The sequence below is a fragment of the Streptomyces sp. NPDC056169 genome (assembly GCF_042268445.1).
Classification (GTDB): domain Bacteria; phylum Actinomycetota; class Actinomycetes; order Streptomycetales; family Streptomycetaceae; genus Streptomyces.
The window spans coordinates 129,920-155,670 of sequence record NZ_JBHJUO010000008.1; the positions used below are offsets into that span (position 1 = coordinate 129,920).

The 25,751-nt window shown below is 72.4% G+C and carries 27 protein-coding genes and 1 pseudogene; 9 read left to right on the top strand and 19 right to left on the bottom strand.

From position 1 onward, the window contains the following. The first annotated feature begins 9 nt into the window (after nt 1–9). From ACFC0G_RS14855 to ACFC0G_RS14865, 3 genes and pseudogenes are all read left to right on the top strand, one after another. Nucleotides 10–888, top strand: a complete 879-nt coding sequence (locus tag ACFC0G_RS14855) for a helix-turn-helix domain-containing protein (RefSeq protein ID WP_376402710.1) — start codon at nt 10–12, stop codon at nt 886–888. After that, entirely contained in the window at nt 885–1,082 is a 198-nt protein-coding gene (locus tag ACFC0G_RS14860) for a DUF397 domain-containing protein (RefSeq protein WP_376402713.1), read from the top strand. The genes ACFC0G_RS14855 and ACFC0G_RS14860 overlap by 4 nt, the downstream gene beginning before the upstream one ends. Nucleotides 1,083–1,148: 66 nt before the next feature. Further along, nucleotides 1,149–1,400 (top strand): annotated as a pseudogene (locus ACFC0G_RS14865) (YdcF family protein); the annotation flags it as partial. A gap of 83 nt (nt 1,401–1,483) precedes the next feature. Here the strand turns inward: ACFC0G_RS14865 and ACFC0G_RS14870 are convergent. From ACFC0G_RS14870 to ACFC0G_RS14890, 5 genes are all read right to left on the bottom strand, one after another. Next, nucleotides 1,484–2,026, bottom strand: a complete 543-nt coding sequence (locus tag ACFC0G_RS14870; protein WP_376402716.1) for a hypothetical protein — start codon at nt 2,024–2,026, stop codon at nt 1,484–1,486. A 125-nt stretch (nt 2,027–2,151) separates the two neighbouring features. Continuing rightward, complete coding sequence (locus ACFC0G_RS14875) at nt 2,152–2,505, bottom strand: hypothetical protein (RefSeq protein ID WP_376402719.1); 354 nt, start codon at nt 2,503–2,505, stop codon at nt 2,152–2,154. Continuing rightward, the gene (locus ACFC0G_RS14880) at nt 2,502–3,116 is read right to left on the bottom strand and encodes an RNA polymerase sigma factor (RefSeq protein ID WP_376402722.1); all 615 of its coding nucleotides are present in this window, start codon (nt 3,114–3,116) and stop codon (nt 2,502–2,504) included. The genes ACFC0G_RS14875 and ACFC0G_RS14880 overlap by 4 nt, the downstream gene beginning before the upstream one ends. 103 nt (nt 3,117–3,219) lie before the next feature. Then, entirely contained in the window at nt 3,220–3,543 is a 324-nt protein-coding gene (locus ACFC0G_RS14885; protein ID WP_376402725.1) for a hypothetical protein, read from the bottom strand. 126 nt (nt 3,544–3,669) lie between these two features. Then, nucleotides 3,670–4,470, bottom strand: a complete 801-nt coding sequence (locus ACFC0G_RS14890; RefSeq protein WP_376402728.1) for an SDR family NAD(P)-dependent oxidoreductase — start codon at nt 4,468–4,470, stop codon at nt 3,670–3,672. A gap of 238 nt (nt 4,471–4,708) precedes the next feature. Here ACFC0G_RS14890 and ACFC0G_RS14895 point away from each other — a divergent pair, with 238 nt between their 5' ends. Both ACFC0G_RS14895 and ACFC0G_RS14900 read left to right on the top strand, forming a co-directional pair. Beyond that, a complete protein-coding gene (locus tag ACFC0G_RS14895; protein WP_376402730.1) occupies nt 4,709–5,365 on the top strand; it encodes a 2OG-Fe dioxygenase family protein in 657 nt (218 codons plus the stop codon). Nucleotides 5,366–5,451: 86 nt separating this feature from the next. Next, complete coding sequence (locus ACFC0G_RS14900; RefSeq protein ID WP_376402733.1) at nt 5,452–6,069, top strand: LysE family translocator; 618 nt, start codon at nt 5,452–5,454, stop codon at nt 6,067–6,069. Between the two features lie 24 nt (nt 6,070–6,093). Here ACFC0G_RS14900 and ACFC0G_RS14905 read toward each other — a convergent pair whose 3' ends face one another. The 6 genes from ACFC0G_RS14905 to ACFC0G_RS14930 form a co-directional block, all read right to left on the bottom strand. Beyond that, nucleotides 6,094–6,579, bottom strand: a complete 486-nt coding sequence (locus tag ACFC0G_RS14905) for a YbaK/EbsC family protein (protein WP_376402737.1) — start codon at nt 6,577–6,579, stop codon at nt 6,094–6,096. Nucleotides 6,580–6,648: 69 nt separating this feature from the next. Continuing rightward, entirely contained in the window at nt 6,649–7,638 is a 990-nt protein-coding gene (locus ACFC0G_RS14910; protein WP_376402740.1) for a helix-turn-helix domain-containing protein, read from the bottom strand. Between the two features lie 203 nt (nt 7,639–7,841). Continuing rightward, nucleotides 7,842–9,029: a serine hydrolase domain-containing protein gene (locus ACFC0G_RS14915; RefSeq protein ID WP_376402743.1), complete on the bottom strand. Its 1,188-nt coding sequence runs from the start codon at nt 9,027–9,029 to the stop codon at nt 7,842–7,844. Nucleotides 9,030–9,149: 120 nt separating this feature from the next. Further along, nucleotides 9,150–9,908: an energy-coupling factor ABC transporter ATP-binding protein gene (locus tag ACFC0G_RS14920; protein ID WP_376402745.1), complete on the bottom strand. Its 759-nt coding sequence runs from the start codon at nt 9,906–9,908 to the stop codon at nt 9,150–9,152. Then, nucleotides 9,893–10,657: a cobalt ECF transporter T component CbiQ gene (cbiQ, locus tag ACFC0G_RS14925; protein ID WP_376402748.1), complete on the bottom strand. Its 765-nt coding sequence runs from the start codon at nt 10,655–10,657 to the stop codon at nt 9,893–9,895. Before cbiQ ends, ACFC0G_RS14920 begins: the two co-directional genes overlap by 16 nt. Nucleotide 10,658: 1 nt before the next feature. After that, the gene (locus ACFC0G_RS14930; protein WP_376402751.1) at nt 10,659–11,690 is read right to left on the bottom strand and encodes an energy-coupling factor ABC transporter permease; all 1,032 of its coding nucleotides are present in this window, start codon (nt 11,688–11,690) and stop codon (nt 10,659–10,661) included. 143 nt (nt 11,691–11,833) lie between these two features. Between ACFC0G_RS14930 and ACFC0G_RS14935 the strand changes: the two genes are divergently transcribed. Beyond that, nucleotides 11,834–12,193 carry an SsgA family sporulation/cell division regulator gene (locus ACFC0G_RS14935; RefSeq protein ID WP_376402754.1) on the top strand — a complete coding sequence of 120 codons (360 nt, stop codon included), beginning with the start codon at nt 11,834–11,836 and terminating at the stop codon, nt 12,191–12,193. Between the two features lie 64 nt (nt 12,194–12,257). Here the strand turns inward: ACFC0G_RS14935 and ACFC0G_RS14940 are convergent, their stop codons facing one another. Then, nucleotides 12,258–14,417, bottom strand: a complete 2,160-nt coding sequence (locus ACFC0G_RS14940) for an MMPL family transporter (RefSeq protein WP_376402757.1) — start codon at nt 14,415–14,417, stop codon at nt 12,258–12,260. A gap of 126 nt (nt 14,418–14,543) precedes the next feature. Beyond that, nucleotides 14,544–15,116, bottom strand: a complete 573-nt coding sequence (locus ACFC0G_RS14945) for a TetR/AcrR family transcriptional regulator (protein WP_376402760.1) — start codon at nt 15,114–15,116, stop codon at nt 14,544–14,546. Between the two features lie 196 nt (nt 15,117–15,312). Here ACFC0G_RS14945 and ACFC0G_RS14950 point away from each other — a divergent pair, with 196 nt between their 5' ends. Further along, on the top strand, nt 15,313–18,795 hold the full coding sequence (locus ACFC0G_RS14950; RefSeq protein ID WP_376402763.1) for a S41 family peptidase: 3,483 nt from the start codon (nt 15,313–15,315) through the stop codon (nt 18,793–18,795). Nucleotides 18,796–18,813: 18 nt separating this feature from the next. Here the strand turns inward: ACFC0G_RS14950 and ACFC0G_RS14955 are convergent, their stop codons facing one another. Continuing rightward, nucleotides 18,814–19,308, bottom strand: a complete 495-nt coding sequence (locus ACFC0G_RS14955) for a GNAT family N-acetyltransferase (RefSeq protein ID WP_376402766.1) — start codon at nt 19,306–19,308, stop codon at nt 18,814–18,816. Nucleotides 19,309–19,438: 130 nt separating this feature from the next. Between ACFC0G_RS14955 and ACFC0G_RS14960 the strand changes: the two genes are divergently transcribed. Then, nucleotides 19,439–20,227 carry an IclR family transcriptional regulator gene (locus tag ACFC0G_RS14960; protein WP_376402769.1) on the top strand — a complete coding sequence of 263 codons (789 nt, stop codon included), beginning with the start codon at nt 19,439–19,441 and terminating at the stop codon, nt 20,225–20,227. Nucleotides 20,228–20,292: 65 nt separating this feature from the next. Here ACFC0G_RS14960 and ACFC0G_RS14965 read toward each other — a convergent pair whose 3' ends face one another. From ACFC0G_RS14965 to ACFC0G_RS14980, 4 genes are all read right to left on the bottom strand, one after another. Next, on the bottom strand, nt 20,293–20,478 hold the full coding sequence (locus ACFC0G_RS14965; protein ID WP_376402772.1) for a hypothetical protein: 186 nt from the start codon (nt 20,476–20,478) through the stop codon (nt 20,293–20,295). Between the two features lie 179 nt (nt 20,479–20,657). Then, nucleotides 20,658–21,548, bottom strand: a complete 891-nt coding sequence (locus ACFC0G_RS14970; RefSeq protein ID WP_376402775.1) for an SDR family oxidoreductase — start codon at nt 21,546–21,548, stop codon at nt 20,658–20,660. Further along, nucleotides 21,545–22,453 (bottom strand): alpha/beta fold hydrolase, encoded by a 909-nt coding sequence (locus ACFC0G_RS14975; RefSeq protein ID WP_376403301.1) that lies wholly within the window; start codon nt 22,451–22,453, stop codon nt 21,545–21,547. The genes ACFC0G_RS14970 and ACFC0G_RS14975 overlap by 4 nt, the downstream gene beginning before the upstream one ends. An 8-nt stretch (nt 22,454–22,461) precedes the next feature. Next, on the bottom strand, nt 22,462–24,033 hold the full coding sequence (locus ACFC0G_RS14980) for a flavin-containing monooxygenase (protein WP_376402778.1): 1,572 nt from the start codon (nt 24,031–24,033) through the stop codon (nt 22,462–22,464). A gap of 212 nt (nt 24,034–24,245) precedes the next feature. Here ACFC0G_RS14980 and ACFC0G_RS14985 point away from each other — a divergent pair, with 212 nt between their 5' ends. Further along, nucleotides 24,246–24,869, top strand: a complete 624-nt coding sequence (locus tag ACFC0G_RS14985) for a MerR family transcriptional regulator (protein WP_376403305.1) — start codon at nt 24,246–24,248, stop codon at nt 24,867–24,869. A 31-nt stretch (nt 24,870–24,900) separates the two neighbouring features. Here ACFC0G_RS14985 and ACFC0G_RS14990 read toward each other — a convergent pair whose 3' ends face one another. Continuing rightward, nucleotides 24,901–25,710 carry an exodeoxyribonuclease III gene (locus ACFC0G_RS14990; RefSeq protein ID WP_376402780.1) on the bottom strand — a complete coding sequence of 270 codons (810 nt, stop codon included), beginning with the start codon at nt 25,708–25,710 and terminating at the stop codon, nt 24,901–24,903. Between the last annotated feature and the right edge of the window lie 41 nt (nt 25,711–25,751).

Consider the following 25,751-nt stretch of genomic DNA (forward strand, 5'->3'; position numbering starts at 1 on the left):
GGAGACGGCATGCCCGCAGGTGGGAAGCCGACGGTTCGCAGTCGGCGGCTCGGCTCCGCCCTCAAGCGCCTTCGGGAGGCGGCCGGCGTCGACCAGTCGGTCGCGGCCCAGGCCATCCTGAGGTCGGTGACCAAGGTCAGCCGACTCGAGAGCGGACAAGTCTCCGCCTCCGCCCTGGAGGTGAGGACCCTCCTCGACTGCTACGGGGTCCGGGACGAGGACGAGCGACGCAGGCTGGAGGAACTGGCGCGCGCGAGCAATCAACGCGGTTGGTGGCTCGACTACCAGGAGACCCTGCGCCCGGACTACGCGGACCACATCACCCTCGAAAGCGATTCGACCTACATCCGATCGTGGGAACCCTCGCTGATCCCGGGCCTGTTGCAGACCCCGGAGTACGCGGAGTCGGTGATCTCCTCCGGCCCCAGCTTCATCCCGCAGGAGCGCATCGCCCAGCTGGTCGAGGTCCGCCAGGAGCGTCAGCGGAGAATCGAGGACGGCGGGGTCCACTTCACCGCCATCATCTGGGAGCCCGCCATAGCCGCGCTCCGCCACGATCCGGCCGTCCGCGACGGCCAGCTCCGCCGCCTCCTCGACGCCGGGCAGCGCCAGAACGTCACCGTGCAGATCCTGCCGGCGGCGGCGAGCAAAGCGGCGGGGATGTCGGGTGCGTTCGTCGCGTTCTCGTTCGGCATCGAACCCAACGTCGAGGCGGTGGCGGTGCGCACGGCCGCGAACACGACCGTCGTCGAAGCGCCCGAGGATCTCGCCGCCTACGTCAACGTATTCGATCTACTACGCTCGGCGGCGATGTCCGCAGAGGAGAGCGCGGAGCGCATCCGGCAGACCCTGGGCGGCGTCCCGGATCAGATGGAAGAGGCAAAGTGACACCTGAGATCGTCAGCGCTTTCCGCAAGTCGTCCTTCTCGGATCAGCAGGGCGACTGCGTCGAGACGGCCGCCACCGCCGTGGACGGAACCGCCGTACGCGACAGCAAGGCCGCCCCCGCCGGGCCGTGCGTCTTCTTCGAGGCGGCGGCGTGGGCGTCGTTCGTCGGGGCCGTGAAGGCCGAGCGGCTGTAGGCCGTGGCGACCGGCACCGCCCCCGGGACCCGGGCCGACGCCCAACTTCTCTGGGACTTCCAGCAGATGGGGCACACGCCCCGGCCCTGCTCCGTCGCCGTCGGGCTCGGGAGTCATGATCTCGGGGTCGCCGACGTGGCCGTCGGGCTGTACCGGCAAGGGCTGGCGCCGGTGATCGTGTTCACCGGGGCCACCAGCCCGACCACGCGGGAGCGGATGCCCCGGGGCGAGGCCGAGCACTATCGGGAGCGGGCGCTGGAGTCCGGGGTGCCCGAGGACGTCGTCCTCGTCGAGCCCCGGGCCCGGAACACCGGCGAGACGGAGATCCCCCGGCCCGTCGTCGGCGCCTTCGAGCGCCTTCGGGACCAGGGGTTCACCAGCCGTCTCGTCGCGCCCGGCGCCTAGAGGCCGCCGACCTTGACGGGGAACCGCTCGATGACGGCGAGCACCTTGGTCGGGTCCTCCAGGTCGACGAGCTCGACCGGCTTCTCCAGCTTGTAGAGGTCGCCGCGGGGCGGGTACTGGGTCAGCTGTCCGATGAGGACCATCGGCTCTTTCGTGGTCAGAACCAGCGGCGCGTATCCGTTCCCGTCCCCGGGCCGCTCGATGACCATCGTGAAGGTCGAGACCTCGCGGAACTCGTACTTCGGCGGGAAGTTCTGGGTGAGGCGCAGGATGGTGGGCGCGTCGACGTCGACGTCGTTCTGCTCGATGGTGATGGTGCCCGGGCTCTTCCCGTCCTCTCCCGGCAGCTCCGCGCTCATCTTGTGTCCGACGGTCCGCATGCGGACGGAGTTCATCGGGTCGTCGGGGTTGACGTCGACGCGGTGCTTGATGCCGCCCCGGAAGTCGACGGTGACGAGCTCGTCCTTGATCCGGAGCGGGGTGTTGATCGCGAGGCGGGAGCAGGGGATCTCGGCGCCGATCGGCGGAAGTGCATGCATGTCGCAAGGGCCTTACGTGAGTCGGGACTTACGCAGGCCAGTCAAGTGGGGGTGTGTGCCCCCTCGTGCCATTCACTCCGTCGTGGGCGCGCTCCCCCGCACCGGACGGCGCGCCCACGAAAGGATCACTCCGACGGCTTGACGACCCGGGGCGTCGACGCCGGTACGGGGGTGGTCGGCGTCGCGTCGGGTGGTGCCGGGTCACTGATGCCCGGGGGGCGGGCAGGCTGGACCGGGGTGGGGGCCAGGGGGCTGCCGGGGAACAGGTACAGGAGGCAGACGGCCGCTACCGCCGCCGCCGCTGCCAGCGCGGCGAGGCCGGGGCCGCGCAGCGCGCGGACGGTCCAGCCGCGGCCCTGCGGCGGGTCCTCCCGGCGTAGGTCGTGGTGGGTGATCTGGGCCGCCCGGGCCGTCAGGGCCGCTCTGAGGCGGGTCTCCGTCGTGGCGTGGCGGTCTTCGGTGGGTGGTCGGGGGGTCATGGGGACGCCTCCAGTCTCTTCTCCAGGGCGTCCAGGGCCCGGCTCGCCGTGGACTTCACCGTGCCGCGCGAGAGGCCGAGGGTCCGGGCGATCTGCGCCTCGGTCAGTTCCGACCAGTAGCGGAGGACGAGGACCTCCCGCTGGCGGTCGGTGAGCTGGGCCAGTGCGTCGAGGACGTGGCGGTGTTCTTCCGCGAGGAGGAGGCCTTCGTCCACCGGGGCGCTCGCCGGCTGGTGGGGCGGGGTGTAGCCGCGGGCCGTGCGGCGGCGGCGCAGTACGGAGCGGGCCGCGTTGACCACGGCGGTGTGCAGGTACGCCCCCGGGTCCTGGAGGCCGTCGAGCGAGGTCCCGTACGCGCGGCACAGCGCCGCGAACGCGTCCTGGACGACGTCCTCGGCCGTGTGCAGGTCGTCCACCAGGAAGAGCGCCAGCCGCACCATGTCGAGCCGGCGGGCCCTGTACAGGTCGGTCAGGGTGGGCGGCCCCTCGTCGTGCGGCGTTACCCGTGCGCGTGGGCGGAGTTCCCGTACGACCGCCCCGCCCTCGGTCCCGGACACGCGGGCGAGCAGACGGGACCACCAGGAGGGTGCCGCGGCTATCGCGTACTGCATGGGCCTCGTTCGGGGTGTGGGGAGGGGATTGGGCGGGAGCGGGTCGGGCGGGAGCGGGGTGGGGCGGGCCGGTCCGGGTGACCGGTCCGCCCCCGCTCCGGTGTTACTTCTTGGCGCCCGTGCCCGGGCTGACCACGCGGGGCGCGTTCTCCGCGGGGACCGACTTCGTGGCCGGGACGCCCTTCTCGCCGGCGGCGGGCTGCGCCGTGCCCGGCTTCACCACGACCGGCTTCGTCGCCGGCTGCGGGACCGAGTCGGCGGGGGTGACGACCTTCGGCGCCGGCTTGGCCCCGGAGTCGGCGGGGGTGACGACCTTCGGCGCCGGCTTGGCGCCGGAGTCGGCGACGGCCTGGGCGGTGAAGGCACCGCCGAGGAGCAGCGCGGCACCGGCGACGGCGCCCAGGACGCGGCGGGAATTGCGGTTCATGAGGTTCTCCAAGGGAGCAGGTGGGACGGGACGTGAAGGGCGCCTTCAACCCACCAGACGTGTGGCACCTCCCGAGGTTGCGTCTCCCGTCGAAGAAGTTCTCGGGCCAAGAGGTTTCCTGACCCCTCAGTCCGCCAGGACCTCCGCGAAGTGCGAGTTCACCGCAAGCAGCCCGCCGTCGACCCGCAGGACCGTGCCCGTGATCCAGGACGCGTCCCGCGACGCCAGGAACGCGACGGCGGCGGCCACGTCCTCCGGCGTGCCGACCCGGCCCAGGGGGTAGACGCGGTCCGCGAGGGCCGCGAGTCCGGCCTCCTTGCCCGCCCAGGCCGTCGTCGCGATCGTCCCCGGGTTGATCTGGTTGACGCGGACACCGCGCGGTGCCGCGTCGCCCGCAAGGGTCCGGGTGAGGGAGGCCAGGCCCGCCTTGGCCGCGCTGTAGGCGTGGTTGCCGAAGTCCACCTCGGCGTTGACCGAGCCGATGGTGACGATCGCGCCGCGCCCGCCCGCCGCCGCGAGGTGCGGCAGCGCCGCCCGGGAGCAGCGGACCGCGCCCATCAGCGTCACGTCGAGCTGGCCCGCCCAGCCCCCGTCCGGTTCGTCCTCGAAGCGGTCGCGGTCGGGGGCGACGGGGGCGAGGGCGTTGTTGACGAGGACGTCGAGGCCGCCGAAGGTCTCCACCGCGTACGCGACGGCCGCCTCCACCGCGTCCCGGTCGCCGACGTCGCAGCGCAGGGCCACCGCCCCTGGCAGCTCGGCGGCGGTCCGCGCGGCCTCGTCCTCGTCGATGTCCGTGACCAGCACCCGCGCGCCCTCCGCCGCGAGGCGCCGTGCGGTGGCCGCGCCGATGCCGCGGGCCGCGCCCGTGATCAGTACCGCGTACCCGTCGAAGCGTTTCGCGTGTTCCGCGCTCTCCCTGAGATCCATGTGCCTTCCCCTACCCATCGCACCATCCGCTCGCAACATTCCGTTCACAAAAGGGAGTTGTGACAATTCGGCCACGACCGAAAGGCTTTGACATGCACCCGTCGCAAATACCACGATCGACTACGCCGATGACCACGTGGACACAGGGGGAACAATGTCTTCGACGTACGAATCCGGAGTAGAGGAAATATGCGAGTCCCTTTCTTCCCGGAGCTTTGACCTTCGCTCCGGCGAGAAGGTGAAGCAGCTTCTCCTCCAGCGCTCGGAAAACGCGCTCGACGACCTGGAGCCCTTCCGCGACAGCTGGGGCCGGATGCCGCTCGACAGCTACATGGCGGACGGCGGGCGCTACCGCCGCCGCCGGCACGCCACGCTGAGCGCGCCCCGGTCGAGCGCCGACTACCGCGTCGAGCCCCACCAGCCGCACTACCAGGGGCTCGACTACAACAACCTCAACGGCGGCGTGGCCCGGCACTACGAGCCGTTCGAGGACGTGTCGCTGCGCGGCGCCACGATGAGCAGCCTGGTCACCCTGGGCTGCGACATCTTCGGCCGGCTCGCCCCGTACTCCGCGTGGCACATCGAGGCCCACCAGTTCCGCATCGAGGTCGACGGCGAGGAGGTCGGCCTGCCGACGCCCGAGGGCGTCCACCGCGACGGCGTCACCTTCGTCCTGATGGCGATGATCGGCCGCACCAACGCCACCGGCGGCGAGAGCACCGTCTTCAACCTGGACAAGCAGCCGGTCGAGAAGTTCGCCCTGACCGACCCCCTCGACCTGGCGCTCGTCAACGACGAGCGGGTCTACCACGGCGTCACGCCCATCGAGCAGATCGATTCGACCGCCCCGGCCTCGCGCGACGTGCTGGTCGTGACCTACCGTCACAAGCCCTGATGTCAGACGCGGGTGGGGGCCGGCGTCCGCGAGGCGCCGCCCCCGCCCGCGCACCCCTTGAGTGAGAAGAACGGGAAGACGGGTACATGGGTCAGCTCATCGCCGTGGCGGTCATCACCATTCTGGCTGTCATCAGCCCCGGCGCGGATTTCGCGATGACCGTCCGCAACAGCTATTTGTACGGGCGGACCGCCGGCGTTCTCGCCGCCGTCGGAATTTCCCTGGGCGTTCTCGTCCATGTCACTTACACCATGCTGGGCGTGGGGCTTCTGGTTTCCCGGACCCCGATGCTTTTCACGGCGATGAAACTGATCGGCGCCGCCTATCTGGTGTACATCGGGTACAAGACGTTCGTCACCAAGACCCAGGTGGACGTCGACCTGTCGAGCGGCGACGGCCTGTCGAAGGCCGGCGCGCTGCGCACCGGCTTCCTGACGAACGCGCTCAACCCGAAGACGATGCTGTTCGTGCTGAGCACGTACACGCAGGTCGTCAGCGCCGACACCCCCGTCTTCCAGCAGGTCGGCTACGGCCTCTTCATGTCCTTCGCCCACCTGGTCTGGTTCGCGCTCGCCGCGCTCCTCTTCTCCAACCAGAGCCTGCGGTCCCGCCTGTTGCAGCGCCAGACCGTGCTCAACAAGGTCATCGGCACCGTGCTCGTCGGCCTGGGGATGCTGCTCGCGCTCACGCCGGCCATGGCCTGACGGCGAGCCCTCGGCAGATCGGCGTCAGTCGGTCGACACCTTCTCGACGCGCGGCTCCGCGATCGACCGGTAGTCCGCGCTGGAGAGCGCGATCGAGCGGTCGAGACGGGCGGCGTTGAAGTAGAACTCCCCGTGCGCCAGGAGGTCCGGGTCGACGAAGAGCTCCAGGCGCTCGTCGAAGGAGAACGGCAGGATGGTGCCGCTCTCCGAGCCCGCGAGCTCCTCGGCGATCTCCGGGGACGCGAACGAGACGTAGGTGCCGCCGTACAGCGCCTTCACCGCCGCGAGGTCGATCCGCTTGTCACCGGGGACGACGACCAGCGCGAACCGCTTCTCCTTCTTGCCGATCTTGACCATCGCGATGATGCACTTGGCCGCCTGGGCGAGTGCGTGCCCCCGCAGGGCGCTGACCGCCTCGGTGGCGCCCTCGGGCGCGTGCTCGATCACCCGGTAGGCGGCGCCGCGCTCGTCGAGCAGGGCGACCAGCTTCTCGTACGTTTCCTGGGACATACGTTCTCTCCTGTTGCAACCGATGTACGTGTACGGCGAGTTGTACGGCGCGTCGACCCTACTGGCCGGTCACCGGGCCGCGTGCATGCCGCGCGCGTGGTCCAGATGTCTGAGTAACACGACGCCCGGGCGGTCCAGTTCGTACAGCACGCGGACGCCCGCCCTGCGCCGCCGCACCACGCCCGCGGCCACCAGGGCCGTGAGGTGCTGGGAGACCGTGCTCGGGGCGAGGCCGAGGGCCGTCGCCAGGTCCGAGGTCGTCGTGGGCGCCACCAGGGCCCGTACGACACCCGCCCGGCTCCTGCCGATGAGGATCTCCAGCCGGTCGCCGCGCACGGGAGCGTCCGCGCGCCGCTCGGGCGGAGCCTCCGCGACGAGGAGGGCGGACCCGTCGACCGGGTAGGACAGGGCCGCCTCGGTGCCGTCGCGGGCCGCCGTGGAGAAAGGAGCTCCGCGGCCGAACAGCAGCGGTACGAGGACGAGCCGGGAGACGCCCGACACGGCCATCACACCGGGCACGGCCACCCCGCCGGGCACCGCGATCCCGCCCACCGCGTTCAGGAGCGCCTCCGGGCCCTGCGTGGCCAGCGTGCGGGCGCGGCGCAGGATGTCCTCCTCCGTCGTCGCCCGCAGGGTCGCCGCGTACGGGGCCAGCGCGGCCCGCCAGTACCGCGGGAGGAAGGCGCGGAGTTCGGCGACGCGCGCCGCCGGGTCCGCGTACAGCGGGCGCACCTCGGCGGGCACGCCCCGCGGGAAGCGCTGTTCGAGCTCCGCGCGGGCCCGGTCGTGGCAGACCGCCGCGAGGGGCGCGAGCTCCTCGGCCAGGTCCGGCCCGTCCGAGGCGGGGACGGTGAGGAGGAACGGCGGGAGGGTCCCGGCGCCGGTCCGGAAGAGGTGGACGAGCCAGCCCGGGATGGTCACGTCGGAGCGGCTCAGCGAACGACGGGCGGCCTTGTTCCAGTTGGCGTACGGCCAGGGCACGAGGCCCCGGTGCGCCGAGAGCAGCCCGATGCTGCCGTAGATCTCCCAGAGCCGGCTGCTCGCGATCCGCACCGTCACGCGGTTCGGATCGCTCCTCGTCGCGCAGTCGGACGGCCGCGACGGAATCTCGCTCACCTGCATGCACCCCCGTGCCTGCCCACCGGTCAGCGGGCAGGCACAAGGTACTGGCCACGCACCCCCGCATCCGTCGGGCGGTGGCTCAGAATGTCAGGTCAAGTCAAGCCAGGGTCAAGGTCCGGTCAGATCAAGGTCCAGTCGGGTCAGGGCCGGTCCACGACCGCCCGCACCGCCCGCACCAGGGCCTGGGCGCGCGGGTCGGCCGTGACCGTCTTCCGCATGCCGTTGGTGACGTACCCGAAGGCGATCCCGGACTCGGGGTCGGCGAAGCCGAGGGAGCCGCCGCGGCCGGGGTGGCCGAAGGAGGACGGGCCGAGGAGCGGGGAGGCCGGTCCGTGCAGCATGTGGCCGAGGCCGAAGCGCGTGCCGACCAGCAGCACCTTGTCCGGTCCCGCCGACTCCTCCGTACGGGCCAGGGTGAGCGTCGCCGGCGCGAAGAGGCGCTCGGCGCCGTCGACGGGGCCGAGGGTCGCGGCGTAGAAGCGGGCGAGTGCGCGGGCGGTGGCGACGCCCGCGGAGCCGGGCAGCTCGGCGGCCCGGTAGACGGGGTCGTTCTCGTCGGGCTGGGGCTCGATGACCCCGAAGGCGCGCCGGGTGAGGGAGCCGGGGTCCCGGTAGGCCTCGCTGACGGAGCGCTTGGGGCGGAGCTTGAGGGCGCCGCTGCCGGGCGGGTCGATCTCCTCGACGGGTCCGAGGCGGCCGACCCGGTGGGCCTCCGCCTCGGGGAGCCCGATCCACAGGTCGAGGCCGAGGGGGCCGGTGATCTCCTCGGCGGCCCAGCGGCCGATGGTGCGGCCGGTGACGTGGTGGACGAGGCCGGAGAGCAGCCAGCTGAAGGTGTGGGCGTGGTAGCCGTGGGCGGTGCCGGGTTCCCAGACGGGGGCCTGGGCGGCTATCGCGCGGGTCGCCGTCGGCAGGTCGACGGCCTCGGCGAGGGTGAGCGGGTGGTCCAGGACGGGCACGCCCGCCCGGTGCGCGAGGAGCTGCCGTACGGTCACCCGATCCTTGCCGGCCGCCTTGAACTCCGGCCAGTACGTCGCCACGGGGGCGTCCAGGTCGAGCAGGCCGCGCTGGTGCAGGAGCAGGGGGACGGCCGCGGCGACGCCCTTCGTGGCCGAGCGGACGACCTGGGCGGTGTCGGCCGTCCACGGGTCCGTCCCGGCTTCCGCCCCGCCGTCGGCATCCCTCCTGCCCGCCCACAGGTCGACGACCTTCTCGCCGTCGCGGTGGACGGCGAGGGCCGCCCCGCGCTCGCCGCGCTGCTCGAAGTTGCGCAGGAACGCGTCCCTGACCGGCTCCCAGCCCGCCGCCACCGTGCCCTGGACGTCCACGTCCCCACTCCCTCACTCGTCGTTCCGACCCTCCATGGTGCAACGCGGCGGGAGAAGGACGGATTCCGGGGCCGTCGGGCCACGAGAAGGACGGCCGTCGGGCCACGAGAAGGACGGCCGTCAGGCCACGGAGCTCGGCACGAAGCCGAACGGCAGCTCCAGGCGGTGCCGGGCCATCAGCTCCGTGTCGGCGAGGATGTCGCCGGTCCGCCCGTCGGCGGCGATGACGCCCTCGCTGAGGATCACCGCGCGCGGGCAGAGCTCCAGGGCGTACGGCAGGTCGTGGGTGACCATGAGGACGGTGACGTCGAGGGAGCGGAGGATGTCGGCGAGCTCGCGGCGGGAGGCCGGGTCCAGGTTGGAGGACGGCTCGTCGAGGACGAGGATCTCCGGCTCCATGGCGAGGACGGTGGCCACCGCGACCCGGCGGCGCTGCCCGAACGACAGGTGGTGCGGCGGCCGGTCCGCGTACTCCGCCATGCCGACCCGGTCGAGGGCCTTCCGTACGACGGCTTCCAGCTCGGCGCCCCGGAGGCCCGCCGCCGCCGGGCCGAAGGCCACGTCCTCGCGGACGGTCGGCATGAAGAGCTGGTCGTCGGGGTCCTGGAAGACGATGCCGACCTTCCGCCGGATCTCGGCGAGGTGCTTCTTCCCGACCGGGAGCCCGGCGACGGTGACCGTGCCCGCGCCGCCGGTGTGGATGCCGTTGAGGTGGAGGACGAGGGTGGTCTTGCCGGCGCCGTTGGGGCCGAGGAGGGCGACCCGCTCGCCGCGCCCGACGGTCAGGTCCACGCCGAAGAGGGCCTGGTGGCCGTCGGGGTAGGCGTACGCGAGGCCGCGGACCTCTAGGGAGGGGGGAGTGGTCATGACGTCGTCCATCCGAGGAGGCAGATCAGGAGTGCGGTGAGCGGCAGCGCGGCGGCGTACGTCCACTGGGCGCGGGTGGCGGTCACCTCGTCGATGACCGGCATGGTGCCCGTGTAGCCGCGGCTGACCATGGCCAGGTGGACGCGTTCGCCGCGCTCGTACGAGCGGATGAAGAGCGCGCCCGCGGACTTCGCGAGGACGCCCCAGTGGCGGACGCCCCGCGCCTCGAAGCCGCGCGAGCGGCGGGCGACGGACATGCGGCGCATCTCGTCGGTGATGACGTCGCCGTACCGGATCATGAACGAGGCGATCTGGACGAGCAGCGGGGGCAGCCTCAGCCGCTGGAGTCCGAGGAGCAGGGCGCGCAGCTCGGTGGTGGAGGCGAGGAGCACGGAGGCGGCGACGCCCAGGGTGCCCTTGGCGAGGACGTTCCAGGCGCCCCACAGGCCGGGGACGCTGAGCGACACCCCGAGGACGGTCGTCTGCTCGCCGGGCACCACGAATGGCATGAGCAGCGCGAACGCGACGAACGGCACCTCGATGAGCAGCCGCTTCAGCAGGAAGCCGGCCGGGACGCGGGCCTTCGCCGCCACGGCCGCGAGGAGCAGGGCGTAGAGGGCGAAGGCCCAGACGGCCTCGCGGGGCGTCGAGACGACGACCACGACGAAGCCGAGGACGGCCGCGAGCTTGGTGTGCGGGGGCAGCGCGTGCACCGGCGAGTGCGCGTGCCGGTAGAGCTTGTGGGCGTGCCCGGCTCCCATGTCAGACCGCCGCGGCTTCCTGGCCCGTACGGCGTCGGCGCACGACCCAGAACGCGCCCGTGCCGACGGCGAGGGTCGCGCCCACGCCGATGGCGCCGGCCAGGCCGCCGGAGAGCCGGGCGTTGTCGACGTCCTTGACGCCGTAGTCGGCGAGCGGCGAGCCGGCGGCGGCGTGCTCCTCGACCTTGGCGTCGATGCCCTTGTCGGCGGCGACCTTCTCCAGGCCGTCGGGGCTGGCGGAGGCGTAGAAGGAGACGAAGCCGGCGAGGACGAGCGCGGTGACGACACCGCCGATCCACAGCTTCTTCGGGGAGCCCGCGGGCGCGACGGGAGCGGGGGCCGCCGCGTCGACGAGCTCGCCGTCGACCCGCAGCTTGAGCGGGGACGTCAGACCGCGGGCGCCGAAGACGAGGTCGGGGCGGACGGCGACGACCGCGCCGACGGTCAGCATGGTGATGACGGCCTCGCCGATGCCGATGAGGACGTGCACGCCGACCATGGCCGTCAGGACCTTGGAGAGCGGTACGTCGGTGGTGCCGCCGATCGCGTAGACGAGGGTGAAGGCGGCGGCCGCGGACGGTACGGAGACGAGCGCGGCGACGAAGGAGGCCACGGTCACCGAGCGGCGGGTGCGCGGCAGCACGAGGACGAGGCCCCGGAAGAGCGCGTACGCGACGACGACCGTGACGACGCCCATGACGGTGATGTTCACGCCGAGGGCGGTGAGGCCTCCGTCGGCGAAGAGGATGCCCTGCATCAGCAGGACGACGGCGATGCACAGGACGCCGGTCCACGGGCCGACGAGTATCGCGGCGAGCGCGCCGCCGAGCAGGTGTCCGCTGGTCCCGGCGGCGACCGGGAAGTTCAGCATCTGCACGGCGAAGATGAACGCCGCGACGAGCCCGGCGAGCGGCGCCGTCCGCTCGTCCAGCTCGCGGCGGGCCCCCCGCAGGCTGACGGCGACGGCGCCGGCGGCGACGACACCGGCGGCGGCCGATACGGGGGCGTTGATAAATCCGTCAGGTACATGCACGTCCCGAATGATGAGCCTTCTTGCGAACCAGTTGCAAGAGCGCATAGGTCACAGATCACAGGGCAGACGGAGCATGCCCCTCGCACACGGCGGGAAGGAGTGACACATTGGCTGATAGCAGGACAAAACGTGAGGAGCCCGCGATGGCCGCCGTAGAGGAACACGCAGTCGACGACCACGCCAAAGGACGGATCATCAGCGACGCCCCCCTCTCCCGGCCCGTGCCCGTGACCCTCCATTACGACGCCGACTTCTCCCCCGCGACCGTCCGCTTCGGGTTCCCCGACGGCGTCGAGTGGTCCTTCCCGCGCGCGCTCCTCGAAACCGGGCTGCGCACCCCGACCCGCCGCGGCGACATCGGGGTGTGGCCCTGCGGCCGGGTGCAGACGGTCGTCGAGTTCCACACGGCCGACGGGGTCGCGGTCGTCCAGTTCGACACCGCTCCCCTGCTCCGCTTCCTCCGGCACACGTACGCCGCCAGTACGTCGCTGACGACACACTGACGGCGTAACGGAGACGGAGCGGATCCGGAGGTCAGACCTTCACGAGGTTCAGACCTTCATGAGGTCAGACCTTCACGAGGTCCGGCTTCGCGGGCGCGGGCTCACCCGTCGACGCGGCGAGACCCTCGCCCTCCACGTCCACGTTCGGCAGGACCCGGTCGAGCCACTTCGGCAGCCACCAGGCCTTGTGGCCGAGGAGCGCGAGCACGGCCGGGACGATCGCCATCCGGACCACGAAGGCGTCGAAGAGGACCGCGACGGCCAGGCCGAAGCCGATCATCTTGATCATCTGGTCGGTCATGCCGATGAAGCCGGAGAAGACCGCGATCATGATGACCGCCGCGGCGACGACCACCCGGGCGCTGTGCCGGAAGCCGGTCACGATCGCCTCGCCGGGCCGCTCCCCGTGCACGTACGCCTCCCGCATGCGGGTCACGAGGAAGACCTCGTAGTCCATCGCGAGACCGAAGACGACACCCACCATGAAGATCGGCATCATCGACATGATCGGGCCGGTCTGCTCGACCCCGAAGAGGCTGCCGAGCCAGCCCCACTGGAAGACCGCGACGACCGCGCCGAGGGCCGCGACGACCGAGAGCAGGAAGCCGAGGGCCGCCTTCAGCGGGACCAGGATCGACCGGAAGACCACCGTCAGGAGCAGGAAGGCGAGGCCGACGACGAGTGCCAGGTAGGGCACGAGCGCGTCGTTCATCTTCTGCGAGAAGTCGATGTTCATCGCGGTGGCGCCGGTGACGAGGACCTCGTCGCCGGTGGCGTTCCGGATGTCGTGGACCAGGTCCTCGGTGGCGACGGAGGACGGACGGTCCTTCGGGACCACCGTGATCATCGCGGCGTCGCCGGCCTTGTTCGGGGTCGCCGGGGTGACGGCGGCCCAGCCTTCGAGGCCCTTGATCGTGGAGACGGTCTGGTCCGCGGTGGCCTTGTCGCCGTCGACGACGACGAGCAGCGGGCCGTTGAAGCCGGGGCCGAAGCCGTCCGACAGCGTGTCGTACGCGCGGCGCTCGGTGGTGGACGTGGGCTTGACGCCGTCGTCCGGCAGGCCCATCTCCAGGGAGGCGGCGGGCACGGCGATCGCGCCGAGGCCGATGACGCCGACGAGCAGCACCATCAGGGGGCGCCGGATGACGAACCGGGCCCAGCGGGTGCCCCCGTTGGGCTTGTCGCTCACCTTCGCGGTGCCCTTGCGCTGCTTGCGGCCGACGACCTTGTCGCCGGCGAAGCCGAGGAGCGCCGGGATGAGGGTGAGGGCGATCAGTACGGCGATGACGACCGTGCCGGCGGCGGCGAAGCCCATCTTCGTCAGCATCGGGATGTTGACGACGGCCAGGCCGACCAGGGCGATGACGACGGTGAGTCCGGCGAAGACGACCGCCGAACCCGCCGTGCCGACCGCGCGGCCCGCGGCCTCCTCCTTCTCGCGCCCGTCGGCGAGCTCCGCGCGGTAGCGGGACACGATGAAGAGGGCGTAGTCGATGCCGACCGCGAGGCCGATCATCATCGCGAGGGTGGAGGTGGTGGAGCCCAGGTCGAGGACGTTCGCGAGGGCGGCGATCGAGGAGACGCCGATGCCGACGCCGATGATCGCGGTGAGCAGCGGGAGCCCCGCCGCGACGAGCGAGCCGAAGGTGATGACGAGCACGATGCCGGCGATGACCACGCCGACGATCTCGCCCGCGCCGGTCTCCGGCATGGTCTGGAGGGCGTCACCGCCGACCTCGACGGTCAGCCCCTTGCCCTGCGCGTGCTCACCGGCCTGGGTGAGCGCCTCGCGGGTCTCGTCGGTCAGCTCCATCGCGTTGACCTTGTAGGCGACGGAGACGTAGGCCGTGGAGCCGTCCTGCGAGACGGCGTGCGCGGTGTACGGGTCGGCGACCGAGACGATCTGGTCCGAGCCGGACTTCAGCGCGCCGACGGTCTCCTCGACGACGGCCTTGTGGGCCGGGTCGGTCACCTTCTGGCCCTCGGGGGCCTTGAAGACGACACGGGCCGTGGCGCCGTCGGCGCCGGCTCCGGGGAAGCGCTCTTCGAGCAGGTCGAAGGCGCGCTGGGCCTCGGTGCCGGGTATCGAGAAGGAGCCGGAGGTGGGGGCGGGCGCGGTGGCGGCGCCGATGCCGGCGACCGCCAGGAGCGCCACCCAGAGGAGGGCGACGAGCCGTCGGCGCCGGAAGGCGGAACGGCCCAGCTTGTAGAGGAACGTGGCCACGGGGGCGTACTCCCATTGTGGGGTGGGACAGGACATGGGGAGCCGGCCCGACGGGTGAGCGGTGCGCGTCAGGTGGTGTGGTGTGTCGTGTGGGTGCTCCGGCCGGGTGTGCCGGTGCGGGTGGGGTCAGACGCCGAGTGAGGGGAGCACGACGGCGTCGACGTAGGCGGTGAGAAAGGCACGGTCGACCGGCTGATCCTCGATCAGCGGCCGGGCGATGAACGCACCGATCAGCATGTGGGGAAGGAGCTTCAGCGCCGGGTTGTCGGCGTCGACCTCTCCCCTGCGGACCGCTCGGCGCAGCAGTTCGTCGAGGCCGTTCATCTCGGGTTCGATGAGCAGCTCGCGCAGCGCCCGGTGCAGTTCGGGGTGGGTGTGGACGGCATGGGCCAGGCCCCGCATCAGTGCGGAGTCCTTCTCCATCTGGCAGTCGTCGGTCCGCTCCATGAGCACGTGGAAGTCGCCGCGCAGCGAGCCGGTGTCGATCTCGGCGAGATCGGCGGGCTTGTTGGCGCGCAGCGCCCGGGCGACCAGCTCGGGCTTGCTCCCCCACTGGCGGTAGAGGGTGGCCTTGCTGGAGTGGGTGCGGGCGGCGACGGCGTCCATGGTGAGGGCGTCGTAACCGACCTCGCGGAGGAGGTCGAGCACGGCTGTGTACAGCTCGGACTCCCGCTCGGGAGTGAGTCTGCTGCGAGCCATGAACGGCTCCTCCGATCCGACAGTGCGAACGAAACGGTTTCGTACAGTACGAAGGTACCCGCGGCCCCAGCGAAACGAAACCGTTTCGTACGTGTCCTGGACCACACCGCACCACACCGCGCCGCACCACACCGCGCCGGAAGCCCGTATACACGTACGAGTTGCCGCACCCCCTCCGCGCGGAAAGCATGTACAGGTGAGTGACGACGTCGCGTATCTCCGGTTTCCGCACCTCCACGACGACCTGCTGTGCTTCGCGGCCGAGGACGATCTCTGGATCGCCCCCCTCGTCCCCGAGGGACTCCGCCCCGGCCGGGCCTGGCGGCTGACCGTCGACCGCACCCGGGTCGGCCACCCGCGCTTCTCGCCGGACGGCCGCCACATCGCGTACACGAACTGGCGCAGCCTCGACCCGGAGATCCATCTCGTCCCCATCGACGGCGGATCCGCCCGGCGCCTCACCTACTGGGGCTCGACCGACACCCGTGTCTGCGGCTGGACGCCCCCCGACCCCGAACGGGATGGCCACTCCGACATCCTCGCCGTCTCCTCGCACGGGCAGCCCTTCTCGTACTACTCCTGGGCCTACACCGTCTCCACCGACGGCTCCCCCGGCGGCCGCATGCCCTGGGGCCCGGTCTCCGACATCGCCGTCACCGCCGACGCCGGCATCACCGGCGACGCCACCGGCGCGGAGCGCCGCACGATCCTCCTCACCGGGAAGCCGCCGCACGAGCCGGCGTCCTGGAAGCGGTACCTCGGCGGCGCCACCGGACGGCTCTGGCTGCACGGCGAACGGCTCCTGCCCGACATCGGGGGCCACCTCGACTCCCCCATGGCCGTCGGCGGCCGGGTCGCCTTCCTCTCCGACCACGAGGGCGTCGGCAACCTCTACTCCTGCCTCCCCGACGGCACCGACCTGCGCCGCCACACCGACCACGACGCCTTCTACGCCCGGCACGCGTCGACCGACGGGCGCCGGGTCGTCTACCAGTGCGCGGGCGACCTGTGGATCGTCGACGAGCTCACCGCCGACTCCCGCCCCCGGAAGCTGGACGTCCGGCTCGGCGGCCAGCGCGTCGGCCGGCGCTCCTACCAGGTGCCCGCCGCCCACCACGTCGACGCGGTCTCCGTCGACGAGACCGGCCGGGCCAGCGCCGTCTCCGTACGCGGCAGCCTGTACTGGCTCACGCACCGCGACGGCCCGGCCCGGACGATCATCGACGCGCCGGGCGTCCGCGTCCGGCTGCCCGAGATGCTCGGCAGCGGCGGCCAGGTCGCGTACGTCACCGACGCCGACGGCGAGGACGCCGTCGAGGTCGCCTACCTGCCGCGCGCCAGCGGCGACCGGCCGCCGCGCCGGCTCGCCTCGGGCCGCCTCGGCCGCGTCGAGGAGCTGATCTCCGACCCGGACGGCGAGCGGCTCGCGATCGCCTCCCACGACGGCCGGCTCCTCCTCATCGACGCGACGGAGGAGGAGGCCGGGGAGCCCGCCCCGGCCGAAGGGGCGGGGGACGGGCCCGGGAACGGGCCCGGAGAAGGGGCCGGGGGTGACTCCGCGGACGGCGGGGCGGGGGACGGGCCCGGGAACGGGCCCGGAGAAGGGCCTGGGAACGGGGCCGGAGAAGGGCCTGGGGACGACTCCGCGGACGGCGGGGTCACCGAGCTGATCCGGTCCGTCAACGGGCCCGTCCGCGACCTCGCCTTCTCCCCCGACGGTGCCTGGCTCACCTGGTCCCACCCCGGCATCGGCCGCTCCCTGCGCTCCATCAAGATGGCCCGCATCTCCGGCCCCGGCCCCCGGACCGTCGTCGACGTCACCAACGGGCGCTTCGAGGACGAGAACCCCGTCTTCACCCGCGACGGCCGCTACCTCGCCTTCCTCTCCTGGCGCGGCTTCGACCCGGTGTACGACGTCCACACCGGCGACCTGTCGTTCCCGCTCGGCTGCCGCCCCTACCTCGTACCGCTCTCCTCCGCCACGCCCTCCCCCTTCGCGCTGCTGCCCGACGGGCGCCCGGCGGCCGGCGGCCTCGACCCCGCCGACGACGAGACGGACACCGGCGACGGCACCGTCACCGTCGAGATCGAGGGGCTCCCCGACCGGGTCACCCCCATCCCGGTCACCGCCTCCAAGTACTCCGCGCTGCACCCCGTCAGCGGCGGCGGTCTGGTCTGGCTGCGCTGGCCCATCTCGGGCGCGCTCGGCGAGACCTTCGCCAACCCCGCCGACACCTCGGGCCGCCCCTCGCTCGAACACTTCAGCATCACCAAGGCCCGCAAGACCGAACTCGCCAAGGACCTCGACTGGTTCGCCGTCAGCGGCGACGGCACCCGGCTCGTCGTCGCCGACGAGGGCGAGCTGCGGGCCGTACCCGCCACCGAGTCCGGGGACGGCGACTCCACCGTCTACCTGGACCTGCGGCGCATCCTCCACGAGGTCGAGCCCGGCGCCGAGTGGCGCCAGGCCTTCGACGAGGCCGGCCGGATCGTCCGCGCCTACTTCTGGGAGCCCGGCATGGGCGGCGTCGACTGGACGGCCGTCCTCGACCAGTACCGGCCGCTCGTCGAACGGGTCTCCTCCCCCGACGAGTTCGCCGACCTGCTCCGCGAGGTCGTCGGCGAGCTGGGCACCTCCCACGCGTACGTCACCCCCGCCCGCCGCAACGAGGGCCCGCCGCACTACCAGCGGCCCATGGGCCTGCTCGGCGCCAACCTCGTGCCCCGGGACACCGGCTGGACGGTGAAGCGGATCCTGCCCGGCGAGTCCTCCGACTCCAAGGCCCGCTCCCCGCTCGCCGGCACCGGCATCCGCGAGGGCGCCGTCCTCACCCACGTCGACGGCCGGCCCGTCGACCCGGTCACCGGCCCGTACCCGCTGCTCTCCGGCACCGGCGGCACCACCGTCGAGCTCACCTTCACCCCCGCCGAGGACGAGGGCCGCCCCCGCCGCGTCGCCGTCGTCCCCCTCGTCGACGAACGGCCCCTGCGCTACCAGGACTGGGTCGCCAAACGCCGGGCCGTCGTCCGGGAGATCAGCGGCGGCCGCTGCGGCTACCTCCACATCCCCGACATGGGCGGCTCCGGCTGGGCCCAGTTCAACCGCGACCTCCGCATGGAGGTCTCCCGGCCGGCCCTCATCGTCGACGTCCGCGGCAACGCCGGCGGCAACATCAGCGAGCTCGTCATAGAGAAACTCACCCGCAAGATCCTCGGCTGGGACCTCACCCGGAACGCCCAGCCCGTCTCGTACGCCTCGAACGCCCCGCGCGGCCCCGTCGTCGCCCTCGCCGACGAGGCCACCTCCTCCGACGGCGACATGATCACCGCCGCGTTCAAGCTCCTCGGCCTCGGGCCCGTCGTCGGCCAGCGCACCTGGGGCGGGGTCGTCGGCATGACCGGCCGTCACCGGCTCGGCGACGGCACCCAGATCACGGTCCCGATGAACGCGGCCTGGTTCCCGGAGTACGGCTGGTCCCTGGAGAACCACGGCGTCGAACCCGACCTCGCGGTCCTGCGCACCCCCCTCGACTGGGCCGAGGGACGGCACGCCCAGCTCGACGACGCCGTGCACGTCGCCCTCGCGCTCCTTGAGGAGACCCCGGCGGCCAGCCCCCCGGGCTACGAGGCAGTCCCCGACCGCTCCCGCCCGAAACTGCCGCCGAGGTCCACCACGTAACAGGCCCGCGTGGGCGGCCTACGCGTGGGCCGCACCGAGGTCCAGCTCGTAGGAGGTCCCGGGCTTCCCGTCCAGCGTCACGCTCCCGACCGCGCCGAAACCGACCCGCCCGAGCACGGCCCTCGACCCCTCGTTGTCGAGGGTCGTGGCGGCGGTCAGCCTGGTCAGCCCGTACGCCTCCCGCGCCAGCCGGCACACCTCGCGCACCCCGGCCGTCGCCACGCCCCGCCCGGTCGCCTTCTCGGCGACCCGGTACCCGAGGTCGGCGGCCCCGTCGACGGCGTCCACGAGGTTGAACCGGCCGAGTATCTCCCCGCCCTCCCCCACCAGGACATGGAAGTGGATCGCACCGGTCTCCTGCTCGTCGAGGAGGGCCCGGTGCCGGTCCTCGAACTCCTCGAAGAACGCGTCTCCCCGGTCGGGCACGGAGGCGGCGAAGTAGGCCCTGTTCTCGCGCTCGAACGCGAGCAGGGCGGGCGCGTGGTCGGGGCGCAGTCGCTGCAGTTCAGGCATGGGGGGCACGCTATGCGCTCGCCCGGGGAAAGGGCGCCCTAATATCCTGCGGCCCGGGGCCGGATTCGGCGGAAACCCGCCGGGCGGAGCACGCCGTCCAGGATGCAGAAGATGCAGAACAGGAACCCGCATGCCCGAACGCTCACTTACCGGCCAGACCCTCATCCAGTCCGTCCAGCGCGCCGTCCACCTGCTGCGCGCCCTGAACCACCGGGGCGGCAGCGCGAGCGCCAAGCAGCTCGCGCGCGACACCGACCTGCCGCTTCCCACCGCGTACCACCTGCTGCGAACCCTCTGCCACGAGGGACTGGTGAGCAAGGACCGCCACGGATACGCCCTCGCGGATCCGGCCGGCCTCGCGGTCCCGCAGGCCTCCGCGCCCGAGGGGCTCCCCACCCAGGAGTGGACGGACGCCCTCAGTCTGGAACTCGACGCCGCCGTGTACTTCGTCATCTACCGCGAGGGCGAGATACGGGTCACGGCCGTCTCCCGCAACCCCGACTGCCCGCCCGTCACCGAGTGGGCCGAGTTCGGACTCACCGGTCACGCGCACGCCGCCGGGCAGGCGCTCCTCGCACAGCTCGGCGACGAGGAGCGCGCCGCCCACCTCGACCGGAACCCCGCGACGCCGCTCACCCGGCACACCGTGGCGGGCCGCACCGCCGTCGAGCGGCGCCTCACCTCCCAGCGGCGCGGGCTGCCCCACCTCGAGTACGAGGAGTACGCCCTCGGCACCGTCTGCGCCGCTGTCCCCATCACGGTCGGCTCCTCCGCCGCCGCCCTCGCGATCTCGCTCCCGGCCACCCGGACCGCCGACCTCAAGCAGCTCGCGCACCGCCTCCAGAACCGCGCCGAGAACGTCCTCCTCGACCGGACCTTCTCGATCGTGCCCCGCGCTCCCCGCCCGCCGGAGCCTTGACCACGCGAAGGCGCACCCGGCGTCCCGGATGCGCCTTCCTCAGACGAACGCCTCAGAGACGGACGTCAGGCGTCGTAGTCCTGGTCGAAACGGTCCTGGGCCTCCTGCTGGGCCTTGCGCGTCTCGTCCTCGGAGCGGCCGCGGCCCTGGGAGGCGCGCTCGGACGCCTCGTCCTTCGCCTTGCCCGCGGCCTGCCTGGCCTGCGCCTTGAGCTGCTCCGCCTTGTCCTGGAACTGGTCCTTCATGCCCATGAAGATTCACTCCTAGAAGGGTGTGGGGGCGACGGGGCGTCATGCCCCATCGGGCTCGACCAGCCTTGCACGGGCGCACATCCCACGCATTTCGATCAGCCACCGCCCTTCACTCCCCGTCACCGGACTCCCCGTCACCGCCGGGCCGGTCCCCCGTCACCGCCGGGTCGCGTCCCCCGTCACCGCCGGTTCGCGTCCCCCGCCCGTGCCTGCTCGTCGGCCGCGCCGCCCGCGCCCACGAGCCCCTTGGAGACGGAGCCGAGGCGCGGCTCGAAGCGCCGCATCTCGCGCTGCCCGACCGCCGCGATCACCCCGGGGACATAGCCCCGGACCGACTGCATCCCGCGCAGCCACCACTGCGCGTACACGTGGGAGGAGCGCCGCTCGATGCCCGCGACGATCCGGTCGACGGCCGGGCCGAGGGGGTACGTGCGGTTCGCCGGCCACGGCAGCCGGGAGCGGAGTTCGCGCATCACGTCGTCCTGGTCGGCGCCCCGCACCATGTCGGTGTCGGTCCAGGACAGATAGCCGACGCCGACCCGCACGCCCTTGTACGCGACCTCGGCGCGCAGGCTGTGTGCGAAGGCCTCGACGCCCGACTTGGAGGCGCAGTACGCCGTCATCATCGGGGCCGGGGTGAGCGCCGCGAGCGAGGCGATCTGGAGGAAGTACCCCCGGGACTCCATGAGGACGGGCAGGAACGCCCGGCCGGTCACGGCGCCGCCGATGAGGTTGACCTCGATGACCCGACGCCAGGCGTCGGGGTCGGACTCGACGAACGGGCCGCCGGCCGCGACACCGGCGTTGGCGACGACGATGTCGACCTTCCCGAACCGCTCCTTGACCTCGGCCGCGACCTTCGCCATCGCCTCGTGGTCGGTGACGTCGGCGTGCCACCAGTCGGCCTCGGTGTGCAGCCGCCCGGCGACCTCCTTGAGCTGCTCGGGCTCCAGGCCGACGAGCGCGATCTTCGCGCCGCGCGCGGAGAGCTTGCGGGCGAGGAGTTCGCCGACGCCGCGGGCCCCTCCGGTGACGACCGCGACCTGTCCTTCCAGGCTCACCCGGCTCATGCCTTCTCCTTCGCTTCCTGACGCGTGTCGGTCAGGTACGTGTCGGTCAGTTCACGGATCCGCGCGGTGACGGCCTCGGGGGCCTCCACCGGCGTCATGTGGCCCGCGCCGGCGAGTTCGAGGAGCCCCACGCACTGCGGGAGCGCCTCGGCCATGGCCCGGGAGTGGACGGGCGGGGTGAGCCGGTCGGCGGTGCCGACGAGGACGGCCACCGGCAGGTCCAGCTCCCGCACGCCCGCTTCAACGTCGAGCGCGGAGAGCACGTGGGACCAGCCGACGCGGGCGCCGCGCGGGCAGGCGTGCACGATCCGGGCGCAGGTGTCGACCCGTTCGGGGGCGGACCCCGGTCCCATCGTCGCGTACTTGAGGATCTTCTTCGAGACGGGCGTGACGGGCCCGAGGGGGGCCTTCGCGCCGAGGACGCCCCGGGTCAGCCGGGTGCGCCGCTCGCTCGGGCGCAGCGGGACGACGGTGGCCTCGGCGGTCAGCCGCGAGGGCCCGGTGGAGCAGAGCAGTACGGCCGCCGCGTGCTCCTGGAAGCCGGGGCGGGAGGCCGCCGCCATGACGGTCATGCCGCCCATGGAGTGCCCGGCGACGACGGCCTTCTCGCCGGGGGCGAGGGTGGCCGCGAGGACGGCTTCGAGGTCGTCGGCGAGGGCCCTGACGGAGTATCCGGAGGGTCCGGCGGGGAGCGGGGAGCGGCCGTGGCCGCGCTGGTCGTAGGCGACGACCCGGTGGTCGGCGGCGAGGGACCGGATCTGCTCGGCCCAGAAGGCGATCGAGCAGGTCCAGCCGTGGGAGAGGACGACGGCGGGGGCGCCCTCGGGGCCGTACACCTCGACGTGGATCCGGGAGCCGTCGGCGGAGACGGCGGTGAGTTCGCGGGACGCGGGCAGCGAGGTCAGGTGCCGGCTCACTTGGCGGCCTCCTTCGTGCGGGACGGGCGGGTCTTCTCCGCCGGGGCGGGCTCGGCAGCCTCGGCGGCCTCGGCGGGCTTGGGGGCCTTGGGGGCCTTGGGGGCCCTCAGCACCTCGTACTCGGAGAGGTCGACCTGCCGGGTCTCCTTGCGGAACTCGCCCGTCGTCCCCGGCCACAGGGTGGTGTTGCGGCCGTTGGCGTCGAGGTACCAGCTCTCGCAGCCGCCCGCCTTCCAGACGGTCCGCTCCATGCGCGTCTGCACCTTGCGGTTCCAGGCGCCGACGGCGGAGGGTCGGACGGCGAGCGCGGCGCGCCCGCCCAGCATGTTCAGCTGGCGCAGGTAGTCGGCCATGTAGTTCAGCTGGGACTCGATCATCAGGATCATCGAGGAGTTCCCGAGGCCGGTGTTGGGGCCGATGACCGTCATGAAGTTGGGGAAGCCTGCGGCGGTGGCGCCGCGCAGCGCCTCCATGCCGTCCTTCCAGGCCTCGGCGAGCGTCTGCCCCTCGGCGCCGACGACCCGCTCGGCGATCGGCATGTCGGTGACGTGGAAGCCGGTGCCGAAGACGATCGCGTCGACCTCGGTCTCGGTGCCGTCGGCGGCGACCACGGTCGAGCCGCGGACCTCGCGGAGCCCGGAGGCGACGACGTCGACGTTGGGCTGGGCGACGGCCGGGTAGTACGTGCTGGAGAGCAGGATGCGCTTGCAGCCGATGCGGTACGAGGGCGTCAGCTTGGCCCGCAGCGCCGGGTCCTTGATCGCCTTGGCGATGTTGGCCTTGGCGAGCCTCTCGATCAGCCCGAGCTCGTTGGGGTGCTTGGTGAAGGCGCCGACCTGGAGTTCGCGGATGCCCCAGAGCAGGCCGCGGCGGAGGGTGCCGGTGACGGGCACGGCGCGGTGGAGCCAGCGCTCGGGGCCGCTGATGGCGCGGTCCATGCGGCGCATGACCCACGGGGGCGTGCGCTGGAAGAGCGTCAGCTTCCCGACCAGGGGCTGGATCGCGGGCACGATCTGGATGGCGGAGGCGCCGGTGCCGATCATGGCGACGCGCTTGCCGGTGAGGTCGTAGTCGTGGTCCCAGCGGGCGGAGTGGAAGACCTTGCCGGGGAAGTCGGCGAGCCCCGGGATGTCGGGGATCTTGGGGTCGGACAGCGGGCCCGTCGCGGAGACGACGACCTCGGCGCTGAAGGAGCCCTGGCTGGTCTCGATCTCCCAGCGGAGCGCTTCGGCGTCCCAGGCCATCCGCCGCACCTCGTGGTTGAGGCGCAGGTGGGGACGGATCCCGAAGGTGTCCGTGACATGCTCCAGGTAGGCGCGGATGTGGCGCTGTCCCGAGAAGGTCCGCGGCCAGTCGGGGTTGGGCGCGAAGGAGAAGGAGTAGAGGTGCGAGGGCACGTCGCAGGCACAGCCGGGGTAGCTGTTGTCGCGCCATGTGCCGCCCACGGAGTCGGCCCGCTCCAGGACGACGAAGTCGGTGATTCCCTCGCGGCGCAGCCGGACGGCGGCCCCCAGGCCACCGAATCCCGATCCGATCACCGCCACCCGTACGTGCTCGTGCTTCGCCATGCCGCCTCCCGAACGCCCGGCAGATCACGCCAGCAATCACTGGCACAGTCGGGACTGTAGAGCAGCTCCATACCGAGCGGTAGGGGTACGGCGAGGGAAAGTTACCGGCGGTACAACATAGGCTGGCGTGCGTGGCAGAAGGATCAGCAGAAGAACCGGGACCCGGCACGGGCGCACACGAGACCGTGCCCGACGGCGTACGCGAGTACCGCATGGAGGAGCTGGCGACCGCCGCCGGCATCACCGTGCGCACCCTGCGCTTCTACCGCGAGCGCGGACTGATCCCGCCGCCGCGCCGCGAGGGCCGCATCGCCTGGTACGACGAGCACCACCTGGCCCGGCTGCGCACCATCGCCGCCCTCCTGGAGCGCGGCCACACCCTCAACGGCATCGCCGACCTCACGACCGCCTTCGAGAGCGGCCGGAACGTCCGCGAGGTCCTGGCCCTCGGCTCCCCCACCGAGGAGGAGCCCGTCCGCCTCACCCCCGAGGAGCTCGCCGACCACTTCGCCGGCGAGGTCACCCCCGAGAACCTCGCGGCCGCCCTCGACCTCGGCTACCTCGTCACCGACGGCGAGGAGATCATCCACATCAGCCGCCGCCTGCTCGACGTCTCCGCCGCGCTCGTCCGCGAGGGCGTCCCGCTCGCCGAGGTCCTCAAGGCGGGCGCCCGCGTCCGCGAACACGCCGACGCCCTCGCGGAGCTCTTCACCGACCTGCTGCGCGCCCACGCGGCCGAGGACGACCTGGGGCGGCTGCGCCCGCTCGCGAAGAGCGTCGTCGAGGCGGAGCTGTCGATGGCCCTGGACCGACGCCTGCGCCCCGACAGCACCTGATTCCGCCCTACGAGGACAGACCTGATTCCGCCTACGAGGACAGCTCGTACACGGCGGTCACGGGGGCGTGGTCGCTCCACCGCTCGGCATGGGTGGCGGCCCGCTCGACGTAGGCCTTGACGGCCTTGCCGGCGAGGCCGGGGGTGGCGACCTGGTAGTCGATGCGCCAGCCGCTGTCGTTGTCGAAGGCGCGGCCGCGGTAGGACCACCAGGAGTAGGGCCCCTCCTCCTCGGGGTGCAGGGCCCGCACGACGTCCACGTACCCCCCGTCGCCCTCCTCGAAGACGCGGCCCAGCCACTCCCGCTCCTCGGGCAGGAAGCCGGCGCTCTTCTTGTTGGCCTTCCAGTTCTTGAGGTCGGCCTCGCGGTGGGCGATGTTCCAGTCGCCGCAGACCACGACCTCGCGCCCGTCGGCGGCGGCCCGGCCCCTGAGCTCCTTCAGGTACGGCAGGAACTCGCCCAGGAACCGCATCTTCTCGTCCTGGCGCTCGGTGCCGACCTCGCCGGAGGGCAGGTAGAGACTGGCGACGGTCACACCGGGCAGGTCGGCCTCGATGTACCGCCCGCTGTCGTCGAACTCGCTCGACCCGAAGCCGACGCGCACCGCGTCGGGCTCGCGGCGCGTGTAGAGGGAGACGCCGGCGCGGCCCTTGGCGGCGGCGGGCGCGTGCGCGGTGAACCAGCCCTCGGGCGCCCGCACCTCGGCGGGCAGCTGGGCCTCCTCGGCGCGCACCTCCTGGAGGCACACGACATCGGCGGAGGTGCCGGCCAGCCACTCGACGAAGCCCTTCTTGGCGGCGGCACGGAGACCATTGACATTCACGGACGTGACAGTGAGCATCCCGGGAGAATACCGACACCATCGCATCGCATACATGTACG